Raw genomic sequence first — 15,253 nt, 5'->3', positions numbered from 1 at the left:
AACGAACGAAAAGGTGATAAATAGATGAAAAAGAAAAATAAAGTGTTAATTACTAGTGTAGTAGCAATCGGAATTGCAGCTGGATCATACTTTGCATTTGCTGGGGGCGGTTCAGATGTAGCAATGGCATATAGCGGATATAAAGTAACCGAAAAACAAATCCAAAACGCGCAAAAATTTGGTGGCGAAGTTATTCCAAATGGAATTGAAACTATTTCATTCGATCCAACAAAAGGAACATATGAATTAGCTGTGAAAAAAGGCGATGAAGTGAAAAAGGGTCAGCTTCTATTTAAATACAATGATCCGACTGCGAAACAAGGTGTAACAGAAGCAGAAATGCAAAAGAAAATCGCACAAAAAGAAGTAACGTTGCTCCAAAAACAAATTGATACAGCGAAACAAAAATTACAAAAAGATAAAAATGCAGGCCTTCCTGCTGAAGCATTAAAAGCATCAGAAGCCGAAGTTGGGCAATTAGAATCACAAATTGAAATGAAAAAGTTTGAAGTTGAAAAAGCTGATGAAATGATTAAAGCAGCAAAAGAGAAAGTAAACAATCTTTCTGTAACAAGTCCTGCTGATGGCGTAATTGATGATATCGTAAAAACTGCTGACGAAAAAACAGGTATGAGCGGAATTACTCTTCGTCACGCTGGTCAATTTAAAGTAAAAGGTCAACTTTCTGAATATGAGCTTGCTAGTATGAAAGTTGGGCAAGAAGTAACTGTTTCATCAAAAACTGTCGCTGGTAAGACTTGGACAGGAAAAGTAACAGAAATCGGTTCTACACCTTTAAAGAGCATGGATGAAAATAAAACTGTTTCTAATTACCAATTCACTGTCACATTAGATAATAGTGACGAACTACAAAACGGCTTCCACGTTTACGTAACAAGTAAATCTGGCGAAGCAACTGGTACAATTATTCCGAAAAGCAGTATCGTGAAAAAAGGTGACAAAAATGTTGTCTTCGTTGTAAAAGACGGTAAAGCGAAAGAACAAGCAGTTACTGTTGAATTCGAGACTGATAGCGAAGCAAAAGTTTCTGGAGTGAAAAAAGGAGAGGAAATTATCTCTAAGCCTGAAAAAGACTTAAAAGATGGTATGGAGGTTGTCGCCCAGTGATTAACTTAAAAGGCATCACGAAATCCTTCCAAAATGGTGCAGAGTCCGTTCAAATATTACACGGAATTGATGTAACACTGAACCAAGGAGAATTCACTTCGATTATGGGACCTTCTGGTTCTGGTAAATCAACATTAATGAACATTATCGGTTGCTTAGATAAACCGACGACAGGTACGTACGAACTAGCTGGTCAAAACATTTCAAACATGTCTGAAACAGAACTTGCACACGTACGTAATAAAGAAATCGGATTCGTATTCCAAAACTTCATGTTATTACCTAGACTTACAGCACTTCAAAATGTAGAGCTACCTCTTATTTACGCTGGAGTCGATAAAAAAGAAAGACGTGAGCGCTCGTTAGCTGCTTTAACAAAAGTAGGCTTAGCTGATCGCGCTACTCACTTACCGAACGAATTGTCCGGTGGGCAAAAGCAGCGTGTCGCTGTTGCACGTGCAATCGTAAATAACCCAAAATTCATTTTAGCCGATGAACCGACGGGAGCACTTGATACGAAAACAAGCACACAAATTATGGACCTCTTTTACGAATTAAATAAACAAGGCTCAACAATTATTATGATTACCCATGATCGTGAAATCGGGGAAGCTGCAGCACGTCAAATTGTAATTCGTGACGGAAATATCGTCCAAGATTGGAGGGGTTAATTTTGAATACGAGTGAAAATATACGCATGGCCCTTTCCTCTATCTTTGCTCATAAGATGCGTTCTATCTTAACAATGTTAGGTATTATTATCGGTATTAGTGCCATTATTACTATCATCTCGATGGGTGATGGTACAAACGCAAAGTTTAAAAAAGAATTAGGCCAAGGAAAAGATAATGAAGTAACGATTTACTACAACAATCCTGATTACGGAACAGATAGTGCCAAAATCACACCTGATATGCTAAACCGTCTGCAAACTGTACCAGGCGTTAAAGATGTGTATCCAGACGTAAGTATGAAAGTAAAAGCAGCTGCTGGTTCAAAAGATGTAAATCTTGATTTAAAAGGTGGAACAGGCTCCTTTATGACAGATTCGAAAATAAAATTAGTTCACGGTCGTGAATTAAATGACAGTGAACTAAACCAAGCAATCCCTGCTGTTATATTAAATGAAGAAGCTTTCAACAAATTATTTAGTAGTGGTTGGGAATCCAATCAATACACAGATATAAAAGGAAAGCCGTATAAAATAGTTGGTGTATACGAAACGAAAAACGACTTTGGAATGCCTATGCCTGAAGGTTATACATCACTTGAAAATGCGCCTGTCATTTCAGGAGTAAATGAGTATGACTCTGTAAGATTAACAATGACCTCTCCGACAGAACGTAAAAGTGTAGAAAAACAAGCTGTTTCTGTTTTAAACGAAATGAAAGCTCCTAAATTTGAGCACAAATTCGAAGCACAAGACTTAGGTGAATTTACGAAACAACTAGACGAATCAATCGGTATGATGAAAATGGTATTCGGTGGTATTGCTGCTATCTCCTTACTTGTTGGTGGTATCGGTGTAATGAACATTATGCTTGTATCTGTAACAGAACGTACACGCGAGATTGGTATTCGTAAAGCACTTGGTGCAACACGTGGTAAAGTATTAACACAATTCTTAATCGAATCTTGTATTTTAACAGGACTTGGTGGTTTCATCGGATTCATGCTCGGTATTTTCTTCGCTTGGATCGTCTCAATCTTTGCTGGATGGCCACTCGTTGTCTCAAAAGAACTTGGACTTCTTGCAGTAGGTATTTCAATGCTAATCGGTATTGCATTCGGACTATTACCAGCTAACAAAGCTGCAAAACTTGATCCAATTGAATGTTTACGATATGAATAAACAAAAACGTAGGAGTTTACACTCCTACGTTTTTTATTTACCTATTAAATCGAGTTTCTTCTATTATATATGTTTCATGTTACAACTATCATTCTAATACTCTTCATTATTTATAGGTACTAAGGCTATTATCTAATCCTATTATTGCAAAAATACTATGTAACAGACGAAAATCAAGGCGTAATTTTTTCCATGCTTCGACTGATTTTGTAACAATTATATCGATATTTCATTAAATTTCACCTCATTTATATCTTTTCACATCTAAAAAGGTTATTATCCCATAACTATTTTTTCATTTAAACAGTAAAATAAGCTGTTTTCGTAACACTATAGATATCCTCAAGAAACATTACTGTAACATTATTAATGTTACAGTAATTGAAATACTACTCATTTTGTGTTTTACATGCCCTAATACGCCAAAAAACAACAAGGAAGCGCTATCAGGATATTTATGGAATTGTTACAGAATATTAATGCCCCGTTACGAAAGCTTTGTAATTATATGTTTTTCGCAAATAAGAAAATAATGGTTGCTATAATGAGGTCAACGAAAACAAATGCAATGGAGGCTATTATGAAAAAATTTATGGGTATAGCAACAGCAGCGGTTTTTGGTCTTGGGATTTTCACAACATCTGCTAAAGCAGAAACGATCGTAACGACTGACGTACTAAACGTACGAGAAAACCCAACTACTGAATCAAAAGTTGTAGGAAAATTATTAGATGGATATAAAGTAAATGTTTTACATACAGAAAATGGTTGGTCAAAAGTTCAATTGAATAGCGGTAAAGAAGCTTTCATAAGCGCTGACTATACAAAAGACACTTACTACGTCACAGCAAACGTATTAAACGTACGTGCTGGAGCAAACACAGACTCAGAAATTCTTGGTAAGTTGAAAAAAGATGATGTAATTGAAACAACACACCAAGTACAGAATGATTGGATTCAATTTGAATATAACGGAAAAACAGCTTATGTTCATGTTCCTTACTTAACAGGTAAAGCACCAGTTAAAGTTCAACCAGTAGTTAAAGTTGAAAAAACGACTAATGTTCAAGATACAGCTAAAGTTCGTGAAGCAGTTAAAGCTCAGGAAGTAGCTGAAACTCAAGCAAAAGCTAAAGCTCAAGAAGCAACTAAAGCTCGTGAAGCGGCTGAAGCTCAAGCAGAAGTTAAAGCTCAGGAAGCAGCTAAAGCTCGTGAAGCAGCTAAGGCTCAAGCAGAAGCTAAAGCTCAGGCAGACGCTGAAGCTCAAGCAGAAACTAAAGCTCAAGAAGCGGCTAAAGCTCGTGAAGCAGCTAAAGCTCAGGCAGCAGCTGAAGCTCAAGCAGCGGCTAAAGCTCAAGAAGCAGCTAAGGCTCAAGCAGAAGCTAAAGCTCAGGCAGATGCTGAAGCTCGTGAAGCAGCTAAAGCTCAAGAGGCAGCAGCTGAGGCTCGTAAAGCAGCTAAGGCTCAAGAGGCAGCTGATCGTGAAGCGGCTAATAAAGTTCAAAAACCAGCTACACAACAACCTGTTGCAAAAGAAACTGAGAAAAACACACAATCTTCTTCTCGTGAATTCCAAGTTGTAGCAACAGCTTACACAGCAGATCCACTTGAAAATGGTTATAAAGCAGGCGACCAAGTAAAATCAGCTTTAGGTCATAACTTAACAGCTAATCCAAACATGAAACTTATTGCAGTTGATCCAAGTGTAATTCCATTAGGTTCAAAAGTATGGGTTGAAGGTTACGGAGTAGCAATCGCTGGTGATACTGGTGGAGCTATTAAAGGTAATAAAATCGACGTTTTAATGCCAGATAAAGGTACATCAAGTAGCTGGGGACGTAAAACAGTTACAGTTAAAGTATTAAACTAGTTAGTAAAAAAGAGTCAGTCTCATCGTTGAGGCTGGCTCTTTTTTTACTCTATTAAACTACTGAAAAATGACATAGTAAATGAAATTATATCAACGATTTTTCAAATATATCTATCGTAACCTACAATATATCAACGATTTTTCGAATATATCTATCGTAACTTATAATATATCAACGATTCGACAAGAGATATCGATTTACCGACAAATTTTGACGTTAAAAGTACTTTAATATTAAAAAGGCGGTCCAAAATTTGGAACGCCCCCTATCTTCCCTATTCCACACAAGTAAACTGCGTCCAAGCTCCTACATAATTTAGTAAGAATAGCTCCTCTTCCGCAATTGTACCGACGATATTTTTCCGTTCATCTATCGGCATTTCTTTTAAAATGATTTGCAGTTCACCTTTATACTTACCAAATGAATTATTTCCAATTACAACTTGCCCTCTTTCCTGTAGCACACTTTCACGCACTGGGAAGTCATAGTCTTTGTACTTTTTACGTACTTCTGTAGAACGTACCATATACTCTGTTATGTCGCCGCGTCTTACGTGTAATTCTTGCAGCGTAGCTCTCTTCTCTACTTCAGTCACTTCGTCTACAAAGTGCACTTTTAGCTGTAACATGTAGCGATTTAAGTTTCCTAGTTTCTCTAACTCTTCCTCACTCGCATAAGCATTTCCGATAATGACATCATCGATTAGCTCTGTTGCCCATAAATGCTTCGCTTGTACTTCAATTGGTAAATTACGATGCTCTTCTAACGTACATAATCCGTCGTTAATATCCCATGGACCAATGTTTGCGGCATGTGATGTAATAAATGCTGCACTGCGAATACCATGCTTTTTAAAGCGTTCACTACAACGAATGAAATAATCGTACGGAAGACCAGTGAATTTTTGCGGATAAAAATTATGACAACCAATTAAAGCTGATTTATTCGCTTGATGCGAAAGAATATTCTCTAAGTACGCAATATCGTTACTTACATTTAACTCAATTTTTAAACCGTACGGATTATTCGTCATTTTCGCTTCCGTTAATCCGTCAAAACCTACATCTAAACGAATACCGTCTGCGCCTAACTCTGCGAAAAATGATAGATCGCTATAACTAATACCAAGCTGATCAAACACAGCCGGAGCTACATCTAAAATAACTTCCATATTGTTATCTTTCGCATGATTAATAATTTCTTTAAATTCAGCTACAATTTCTTCTTTCGGACGATTCACAGATAACAAACAAGTAAATATTCTTGAAAAACCGTGTCGTGCCGCTGCGGAAATATAAGCCATATCTTTTTCTTTCGTTGAATGTTCTGGATAAAGTGAAATTCCTAATTTACGCTCCATGCTTTTGCATCTCCTTCACGCGTTGTATTAATGCCATGCTCGTAAATCTATATTTTGCAGATAAACACGTTGCACATAAAATTGTCGGTACAATAATTACGTAAGGTGATTGCAATCCTAACATTACATATGCACCCATTGAACAACTGATAAATAAAACTGATACTAGTAGTAACACTAATAAAGATTTACTTTGTACCCATTTCGAATAATGGGCAATACACTGTCCGACCACGAATGTAATTAAGATGATAATTGCTCCGAGCATTCTGTTTTCTCCTCTCCTGCTAATTGTTGTTTCTCATACATTTTGAAGAATGGATAGTAAATAACGAATGAGATCGCAAAGTTAACAAGTACAAGTACACCAGCCATAATTGTCCAGTCCGTGCTAATAATCGCTGCAATTGGTGCTAACATCGTAAATGGCAGTTTCGCCATCATGAGTGGAATCATACCTGAAACAACTGCGAAATATGATACTGTCGTTGTCACTAGCGGTGTAATAACGAACGGAATAATTAAGATTGGGTTCATTACAATCGGAGCCCCGAAAATAATTGGCTCGTTAATATTGAATAAACCTGGTACGAATGATAATCTACCTAACTCTTTTAGGAACTTAGATTTAGAGAACATAAACATAATTACTAAAGCTAACGTTGAGCCTGATCCGCCAATCCATACGAACCATTGAATGAATTGCTCTGTAAATAAGTTTGGTAACTGATGTGCATTTCCTGTAGCCGTGAACACTTCCATATTTTCAAGAATTGCTGAATCCCACATCGGACGAATGATTGGTCCTAAAATCGCCGGTCCATGTATACCAAATGACCAGAAGAACACGATTAAGAATACTGTTAATAAACCACCGAATAAGTTATTTCCTACTAGTACTGATTTTAATGGTGCGATTAAATATGTAATTGTTGTATTTACATCGAATTTCAAACCGTAGCGAATGCCCCAAAATAAAAGAATAACTACTAATGTTGGAATTAATGCTGCAAACGAATTTGAAACTGCTGGTGGTACACTGTCTGGTAATTTTATTGAAATATTATGCTTAATCATAAAATGATAAATTTCTACTGCAATTAATGCTGTAACAATTGCGCCGAATAAAGACGTTGCACTTAATGTTCCTACTGAAATATATCGACCTGCATCAATAACACCTGGTACAGCTTTCGTAATTTGAATTGGTTCAACTGATGCTAGTAAAAAGGCGAGTACAGATAGTAGCCCTGCACTTAATTGATTGAGCTGATAAAAGTTCGCGAGCGAAGCCCCTACTCCAAACGCTGCGTATAAGGCCATTAGTCCTACTGTAAATCGGAATGGAATATCTAAAATATGGCGAAACGGTGCAATCCATTCCATATATGCATCAATTGGTAAATTTAAAAAGATAACGAAAAATGACCCGACGATCGTTAACGGTAATGTAGAAATAACCCCATTTCGAATTGCCAATAAATGTCGTTGTCCTGCAATTTTTTGCGTTGTTGGCATAATCTTTTGTTCCATAAAACTCATAAACCCATTCATCAATAGCCCTCCTCTTTCTCTCTACTATAAAAGAATGAAATAAACTTTATAACATTATAATGTTTATATTTAAAAAGATATAATTATGCTAAAACTAATTGTTCTGCTTGCCTAAGCACTTTCAAACCATCACACATGCCATAATCTCGTTGGTCTATAATTGCAACTGGTATGTTGTATGAGTTTGCAAGAAACTCTACAGCTGGAAATAAATATTTCACTTGTGGACCGATTAAAACGACATCGGCTTCTTTTATTTCAAGTTTCACAAGTTCTGAATCAACCGCCTTAATTTTATAATTCTTCCCCTGTTTCTTTGCCTCTTCTTGCATTTTTCTTACGACCATACTCGTTGACATACCTGCTGCACAACATAATAAAATATACATCTTATACTGTCACTTTCTCTTCTACTCGTTTATGAAGAGTAATAAATTCTTCAGCTAGTTCTTTCACCGTAATTGCATTCATTAAATGGTCTTGTGCGTGCACTAACAGTAAACTGATTTCTGCATGAATTCCTCTTGCCTCTTCTTGAATTAAATCCGTTTGAATACGATGCGCTGCTGAAATTTCCTCACTAGCAAGTTTCATCTTTTCACCCGCATTCTCAAAATCTCCTTGTCTTGCAAAAGCGATTGCTTCAAGCGCTGCACTTCTCGCATTGCCACCATGTAAAATTAACGCAAATGGAGTTTGCATATCAGCCATTTTAAATTCCCCCAAGCTATATGTTTTCTATATTTTTATCTTATTATGAAAACGCATACAATTAAACATAAAAAACTTCCGTTATGTAACGGAAGTTTTTATATACTTTTTCAAAATGATAATAAAATCTCTTGAAAATCTTCAATTACCTCGGTCTGAGTAAGTTTCTCTATCGTAGTTTGACTAGACATAATATCATATAAAAAATCATAAAGCCTTTGCAAATCTTCATTATTATTGCGCTTTACACTAAATAAAATAATTACTTGTACTTTTTTATCTCCCCAATCAACAGCCTTTTCAAGTGTGCAAAACATCAAAAAAGTTTCCTCACTTAATAACTGCATCGGATGCGGGATTGCAACTGAATTCCCAACCGCTGTCGGAGACGTATTTTCTCTTTCCATAACAGAAGCATAAAAGTTTTCTTGTACATAATGTTTCTCAGCAGCTTTCTCACATAAAAACTGAATAACATCCTCTTTCGTAGAAGCACTATGATTTAAAAAGATTAAATCTTCCTTAATATAAGGCTGCACACTAGTATTCACATGCGTAAACAACCGCTGACCAATCGATTTAATCTCTTTATCATCAAATATTGAATTCACTTTTATAACTGGAACAGGCAAGCCACTCGGTATATGAATCGTACTAATAATACAATCTATTTTTTCTTTATAAAGATCTTCTACTTTCAATTGATAATAGCCTGTAATACCTACAATCTCTAATTTATCTCGGAACTGTGATAAAATTTTATATTTTAATAGTTGTGCACTTCCTTGACCAGTCGCACAAACTAATAAGCATCTTTTCTTTTGATTTTGCTCCTGCAAACGGCTCATCGCTCCGCCGAAGTGAATTGCAATATAGCCAATTTCACTTTCAGGGATCGATTCACCCGTATATTCACCAATGATATCTCCAACAAGAACCGCAATTTCAAAAGCATACGGATAATTCTTTTTCACTTCTGCCAAAAGAGGATTTCTCGTATTTAACTTATACTTCAAACGATTTAATAACGTTTTTAAATGAATACCAAATCCAAATAATAATTCTTCGTCATAATAAAAAATAAGATTCCGTTCTTCCGCTACTTTAAAAAGAATATGTTGCATAAATGCATATATATCTTTCCCTAATAGCTCTTCTACATTTTCATAGCGATCTCTCGTTGTAACAGCAGTACTTAATAAATGCATCGTCACATATAATACTTCTTCTTCTGGAAATGAAAATTTTAACTCTTTCTCTAAATCTCCTAAAATCTGCTTCGCAATTGTATATTCTTTCTTTATTATAAGTTCTGATTGCTCCGCATGCAGTCCTTTCATATAATGTTGACTTTGACAACGCTTTAATGCGATTGCAATATGAATGACCAAATTATCAATTTCTATATCAGATAAATATATTGTTCCGCCTTCAATATACTTTAATATAATTGAACGAATGAGTGATATATGAGGTAGCGATAAATACGTCTCCGTCTGCTCAAATTGCTCATGAAACGGAGTATGGTCATAACGCGGTAAACCATATTGTGATAAACAAGAACGAATATTAAATTCCTCTCCAACAATACGTATACCATAATACGGTCTCTTCTCAATTTGTAATTTATAGCGACTACATATATCTGTAACATCTTTCATAATTAAATTGACCGTTGATTTGCTCACATAAATCTCTTCTGCTAATTCTGAAAGCTTCACATATCCCTCTGTCGTTAAAACACGATGCAGAATATACGCTATTCTTTCTTCATAAGAAGTTGGGATCTTTTCCGTCTGTTTTTGAAATAGACTCACACAAAAGTCTTCAAATTTCTTCGTTTGTATAATTTCTAATTCGTACCCAGTCCCTCTTTGCGATTCGATTTTCGCTCCGTTTTCTTCCAATATATCATTTAATAATTTTATATCCTTTTGAATCGTCTTCGTCGATACATGTAAACGGCCCGCTAAAAAAGCTCGATTTAACATCGATTTCTCTTCTAAAAACTCCTCTAAAATAGAAATTAATCGCTGATGCACCTTTGTCATAGCTCTTCCTCTCGCTCTTTATATATAAATGGGGAAAAGCTGCTGAAATCAGTAGTTTTTCCCCTTTATATTCTCTCTATTTCTTTAATGTGAACCCGAATTTATCCCATGCTTGTAAATAATCTAATAAGAAAATTTCTTCTTCTATAATTCGACCAACTACATTTGTTTTTCCTGTATTCACCATATCTTTTAATGCAATTTGTAATTCGCCTTTATACTGGCCATATTGTTCATTATCAATTAATAAATCTCCACGCTTAATTTCACGCGTATTATGAGGTTTAAACTCTTCTTTTTTATATTTCACACGACTTTGTGTAGAACGAATCATATATTCAGATACATCTCCGCGATAAAAATGTGGTTCGTCTAATACGATAATTCTTTCTAATTCTGTCGTTGTATCATATAGTTCTATATCAAATGTTTGTTTCTCTTTATTTAATGCACCTAGTGCTTGTAATTCTTCTTCTGACGCATATGCGTTTGCAATAATAACATCATCAATTAATTCCGTCGCAAATAAATGCTTCGCCTGTGTTGTCATCGGTAATTCACGATGCTGCTCTAATGTACATAACCCTTCTGTTACTGGCCAAGGTCCGTATGTTGCATCAAATGATGAAATAAAAGCAGCCGTTCTCATACCGTAATCTTTAAATTGTTTCGAGCATTTAATGAAATGATCGTATGATAATCCTGAATAACGATGCGGATAAAAATTATGACAACCAATTAAATTTTCACGATTTGGTCTATGACTCATAATGTTATCTACATACTTCGTACCATTACTCATATTAATCTCAATTTTCAAACCATACGGATTATAAGTCATAATTGATTCTTCTAATCCTGAGAAACCAACATCTAAACGAATACCGTACGCACCTAATTCATGGAAGAATGATAAATCATTATACGAAATACCTAATTGTTCAAAAACAGATGGACTAATATCAACTAATACTTGGAACCCTAATGCATTCGCATGAGAGATCGTTTCTTTAAATTCTTCTATAATTTTCTCTTTTTCTCCATCCACAGATAATAAACATGTGAACACACGTGTAAATCCATATTTACTTGCTAATGTTAAATACTCCTTATCTTTCTCTACTGTTGAATGTTCTGGATAAATAGAAATACCTAATCGTCTCATATGTACACGCCTCTTTCTTCATCATATTGTAAACCTTTTCAAATATATGTAGTGAAAAAGTATATATCCCCTTCTTGTTCACTACCCTTTTGAATCCGCTTTCTTTAAAGAAAAAACAATTTCTATCATTCTTAACACCTACAAGTCTATACATCTATACTTTACATCTTTTTTTCATAGTTGTGTAGCTTTTACACAAATTTGTCAGTTTTTCATCTTAAAAATTGTTATCCGTTTTCAAGACACCTTCCTTGACTGTTTCATTGGCCAATACATATACTCGAAAGAAAAGAGAAAATTTTATATAGGGGATGAATATATGGGAGAAGCAATACTCGTAAAACGAGAACCGTTATGGACAAAAGAGTTTGTTGCTTTAATTTTTGCAAACTTATGTATGTTTTTAGGGTTTCAAATGTTAATTCCAACCTTACCTGTTTATGTGAAAGAAATTGGTGGCACAAGTTCCAATATCGGATTGGTTGTCGGCATGTTTACCGTTGCGGCACTTTTTGTTAGACCGCTAACTGGGAATGCCTTGCAAAAATTCAATAAAAAAATCATTTTAATGATCGGTACTGCTATTTGTTTACTTGCTATGGGCAGTTACCTTTTCGCCTCAACTATCTTTCTCTTGCTTGCTGTTCGTATTTTACACGGAGCTGGTTTCGGTATTACAACGACTACATATGGAACTGTCGTTTCTGATTTAATTCCCTCAGCTCGCCGCGGAGAAGGCATGGGATATTTTGGTCTTTCTGGAACAATCGCAATGGCCCTCGGTCCACTTATCGGACTATGGCTTATGCAAACATATAACTTCACAATTCTTTTTTTATGTGCATTATCGTGCACAATTGTTTCATTAATATTAACGAAACTACTTCAAATCCAAAAAACGAAACAGCCTCCACAACAATCATCTAGTACTTTTCTCGATGGATTTATTGAGCGTAAAGCTTTACTTCCTTCATTATTAATATTATGTATTACATTAATGTACGGAGGAATCGGAAGTTTTATCACACTATTTGCTACAGAAGTGGGCATAGCTGATATTAGCCTCTTCTTTTTATGTAACGCACTAGCAATCGCTGTAACTCGTCCATTCTCTGGAAAGCTATATGATGCAAAAGGCCATACATTCGTCATTATTCCGGGAGTTATTATAACGTTTACAGGTATTATTTTATTGTCGTATACGACGACAATTCCGAGCTTAATTATTGCTGCAGCATGTTACGGAAGTGGTTTTGGAGCGATCCAACCTGCACTACAAGCATGGATGATTGACCGCGTAGCACCGCATCGACGCGGCGTAGCAACGGCTACATTCTTCTCCGCATTTGACCTTGGAATCGGCGCTGGAGCTATTATATTTGGATTTATTGCTCATTTTACAAACTATGCAACTGTATATCGTTACTCCTCTCTATTACTTATTGCTTTTCTCTTCATTTACATTACAAGCATAAGAAAACAAAAGCATAGCGATAAAAACACGGAAAAAGCTGCTGGATAAATCAGTGGCTTTTTTATCGTGTTAAAAAATTATTTCCCCTCGTTTTGCTGTTATAAAACTACATGCATTTTCCTACATATTTTTTTAACTTTCATCAAAAAATATACGATGAACTCGCAGACGCTTTCCTTGATATTCAACTGGACATTATTATTCTAAAAAGTGTGATTTCTTTACAAAATTAAGATTTATACAAGATGAAAACCAATAAAATACAGCTGTTTCTTTAAGGGATTGTAAACTTTTCTTCTCTTTGTAAAATTAGTGTAAATTTTACTACCAAACCGTTTACAGTGCCTCAAGGTTCAGTTAATAATTACATCGTACATGAAATTTAAGGAGTGGAATGCGTGGAATATAATGTTCAAGATATGATCTTCCAGTTCATTGGTGGATTAGGTATTTTCTTATTCGGGATTAAATACATGGGCGATGGACTGCAACAAGCAGCTGGAGATCGTCTTCGTGATATTCTAGATCGTTTTACAACAAACCCACTTATGGGTGTACTAGCAGGTATGTTAGTTACTGTATTAATCCAATCCAGTTCAGGAACAACCGCTTTAACAGTCGGACTTGTAAGTGCCGGATTTATGACATTAAGACAAGCAATCGGTGTTATTATGGGTGCAAACATCGGTACGACAGTTACTGCATTTATTATCGGAATTAAAATCGGAGAATATGCTCTCCCAGTTATGGCAGTTGGAGCGATCTTACTATTCTTCTTTAAAAATAAAAAAGTACATTCTGTAGGTCAAGTTGTATTCGGTTTTGGTATGCTATTCTTCGGTTTAGAATTAATGAGCGCAGGTATGAAACCTCTTCGTTCTTTAGAGTCATTCCAAGATTTAATGATTAGCATGAGTGATAATCCAATTTTAGGAATTGTTGTCGGTACAGTCTTCACTTTAATTGTACAAAGTTCAAGCGCAACAATCGGTATTTTACAAGAACTATTCGGTCAAGGTGCAATCGATTTACAAGCATCTCTTCCTGTATTATTCGGTGATAACATCGGTACGACAATTACAGCAGTATTAGCAGCAATCGGTACTTCAATTGCAGCAAGACGTGCAGCATTAGTTCACGTTATCTTTAATATTATCGGTACAATTATCTTTACAATTTTATTAGTACCATTTACAAGTTTAATTCAATATTTCCAAACATCATTAAACTTGAATCCAGAAATGACTATTGCATTTGCACACGGAACATTTAACGTAACAAATACAATCATTCAGTTCCCATTCATTGCAGTATTAGCATGGATTGTAACAAAAATTATCCGCGGCGAAGATTCTGCTATTAATTTCAAACCGCAACATTTAAATCCAATCTTTATTGAACAATCTCCAGCCATCGCTTTAACTGAAGCTCAAAAAGAGATTGTGCGTATGGCTGAATTTTCATTACACGGATTAAAAGAAGCAAATCAATTTTTAAATACGCAAGACAAAAAACATGAAAACATGGCCACCCAACTAGAAGGAGCTATTAACAATTTAGATAAAAAAATTACCGAGTATTTAGTTTTACTATCAGAAAAGCCACTTTCACCTACGGATTCTGAAAAACATTCTGTTTTAGCAGGTGTTGTTGGAGATATTGAACGTGTCGGTGATCATGTAGAAAACCTTGTAGAACTTGTAGATTTCCAAATTTCAAATCGTGTTTCACTATCAAACGAAGCATTAGCTGAGTTAAACGAAATGCTTGAATTAACAATTTCAACACTGCAAGACTCAGTTGAAGCTTTAACAAACTTCGATACTGAACTAGCTCAAACTGTTATTGCAAAAGAACGCAAAATCGACCAAATGGAACGTGTTCTTCGTAAACGTCACGTATTACGTCTAAACGAACGCAGCTGTTCAGGTGATGCAAGTATCATCTTCGTCGATATGGTAAGTAACTTAGAGCGCATTGGCGATCACGCTGTAAATATCGCTGACGGTGTTTTAGGCGAACAAGGAAAAATCAATTTAAAACAATCATTATAATGAAAAAAGAGACGCTAACTTAAGCGTCTCTTT

13 protein-coding genes are annotated in these 15,253 nt (G+C 35.5%); 6 read left to right on the top strand and 7 right to left on the bottom strand.

Features of this window, described 5'->3' with window-relative positions; genetic code table 11:
- The first annotated feature begins 24 nt into the window (after positions 1 to 24).
- From BM089_RS26185 to entC, 4 genes are all read left to right on the top strand, one after another.
- Positions 25 to 1,128: an efflux RND transporter periplasmic adaptor subunit gene (locus BM089_RS26185; RefSeq protein WP_053565182.1), complete on the top strand. Its 1,104-nt coding sequence runs from the start codon at positions 25 to 27 to the stop codon at positions 1,126 to 1,128.
- Positions 1,125 to 1,799 (top strand): ABC transporter ATP-binding protein, encoded by a 675-nt coding sequence (locus BM089_RS26180; protein WP_000609100.1) that lies wholly within the window; start codon positions 1,125 to 1,127, stop codon positions 1,797 to 1,799. Before BM089_RS26185 ends, BM089_RS26180 begins: the two co-directional genes overlap by 4 nt.
- A gap of 2 nt (positions 1,800 to 1,801) precedes the next feature.
- The gene (locus tag BM089_RS26175) at positions 1,802 to 2,980 is read left to right on the top strand and encodes an ABC transporter permease (protein ID WP_090978473.1); all 1,179 of its coding nucleotides are present in this window, start codon (positions 1,802 to 1,804) and stop codon (positions 2,978 to 2,980) included.
- Between the two features lie 457 nt (positions 2,981 to 3,437).
- Positions 3,438 to 4,850 carry a cell wall-binding protein EntC gene (gene entC / locus BM089_RS26170; protein ID WP_139213334.1) on the top strand — a complete coding sequence of 471 codons (1,413 nt, stop codon included), beginning with the start codon at positions 3,438 to 3,440 and terminating at the stop codon, positions 4,848 to 4,850.
- Between the two features lie 275 nt (positions 4,851 to 5,125).
- Here entC and BM089_RS26165 read toward each other — a convergent pair whose 3' ends face one another.
- From BM089_RS26165 to BM089_RS26135, 7 genes are all read right to left on the bottom strand, one after another.
- Positions 5,126 to 6,211 (bottom strand): DUF871 domain-containing protein, encoded by a 1,086-nt coding sequence (locus BM089_RS26165; RefSeq protein WP_090978472.1) that lies wholly within the window; start codon positions 6,209 to 6,211, stop codon positions 5,126 to 5,128.
- Positions 6,201 to 6,479: a hypothetical protein gene (locus BM089_RS26160; protein WP_090978470.1), complete on the bottom strand. Its 279-nt coding sequence runs from the start codon at positions 6,477 to 6,479 to the stop codon at positions 6,201 to 6,203. Before BM089_RS26160 ends, BM089_RS26165 begins: the two co-directional genes overlap by 11 nt.
- Entirely contained in the window at positions 6,455 to 7,765 is a 1,311-nt protein-coding gene (locus BM089_RS26155) for a PTS sugar transporter subunit IIC (RefSeq protein WP_001013057.1), read from the bottom strand. The genes BM089_RS26160 and BM089_RS26155 overlap by 25 nt, the downstream gene beginning before the upstream one ends.
- An 83-nt stretch (positions 7,766 to 7,848) precedes the next feature.
- On the bottom strand, positions 7,849 to 8,154 hold the full coding sequence (locus BM089_RS26150; RefSeq protein ID WP_000275645.1) for a PTS sugar transporter subunit IIB: 306 nt from the start codon (positions 8,152 to 8,154) through the stop codon (positions 7,849 to 7,851).
- 1 nt (position 8,155) lies between these two features.
- Positions 8,156 to 8,476, bottom strand: a complete 321-nt coding sequence (locus tag BM089_RS26145) for a PTS lactose/cellobiose transporter subunit IIA (protein WP_090978468.1) — start codon at positions 8,474 to 8,476, stop codon at positions 8,156 to 8,158.
- A 110-nt stretch (positions 8,477 to 8,586) separates the two neighbouring features.
- Complete coding sequence (locus tag BM089_RS26140; protein WP_090978466.1) at positions 8,587 to 10,527, bottom strand: BglG family transcription antiterminator; 1,941 nt, start codon at positions 10,525 to 10,527, stop codon at positions 8,587 to 8,589.
- Positions 10,528 to 10,603: 76 nt separating this feature from the next.
- Positions 10,604 to 11,692, bottom strand: a complete 1,089-nt coding sequence (locus tag BM089_RS26135; protein ID WP_001253350.1) for a DUF871 domain-containing protein — start codon at positions 11,690 to 11,692, stop codon at positions 10,604 to 10,606.
- A gap of 319 nt (positions 11,693 to 12,011) precedes the next feature.
- Between BM089_RS26135 and BM089_RS26125 the strand changes: the two genes are divergently transcribed.
- Together BM089_RS26125 and BM089_RS26120 are read left to right on the top strand one after the other, a co-directional pair.
- Positions 12,012 to 13,214, top strand: a complete 1,203-nt coding sequence (locus tag BM089_RS26125) for an MFS transporter (protein WP_000503255.1) — start codon at positions 12,012 to 12,014, stop codon at positions 13,212 to 13,214.
- A gap of 350 nt (positions 13,215 to 13,564) precedes the next feature.
- Entirely contained in the window at positions 13,565 to 15,220 is a 1,656-nt protein-coding gene (locus tag BM089_RS26120; RefSeq protein ID WP_090978464.1) for a Na/Pi cotransporter family protein, read from the top strand.
- Positions 15,221 to 15,253 lie beyond the last annotated feature (33 nt).

Source organism: Bacillus sp. 5mfcol3.1, from assembly GCF_900114335.1.
Lineage (GTDB): Bacteria > Bacillota > Bacilli > Bacillales > Bacillaceae_G > Bacillus_A > Bacillus_A thuringiensis_S.
The sequence above is the reverse complement of the archived record's forward strand: the minus strand, read 5'-3'. Positions and strand labels throughout refer to the sequence as shown.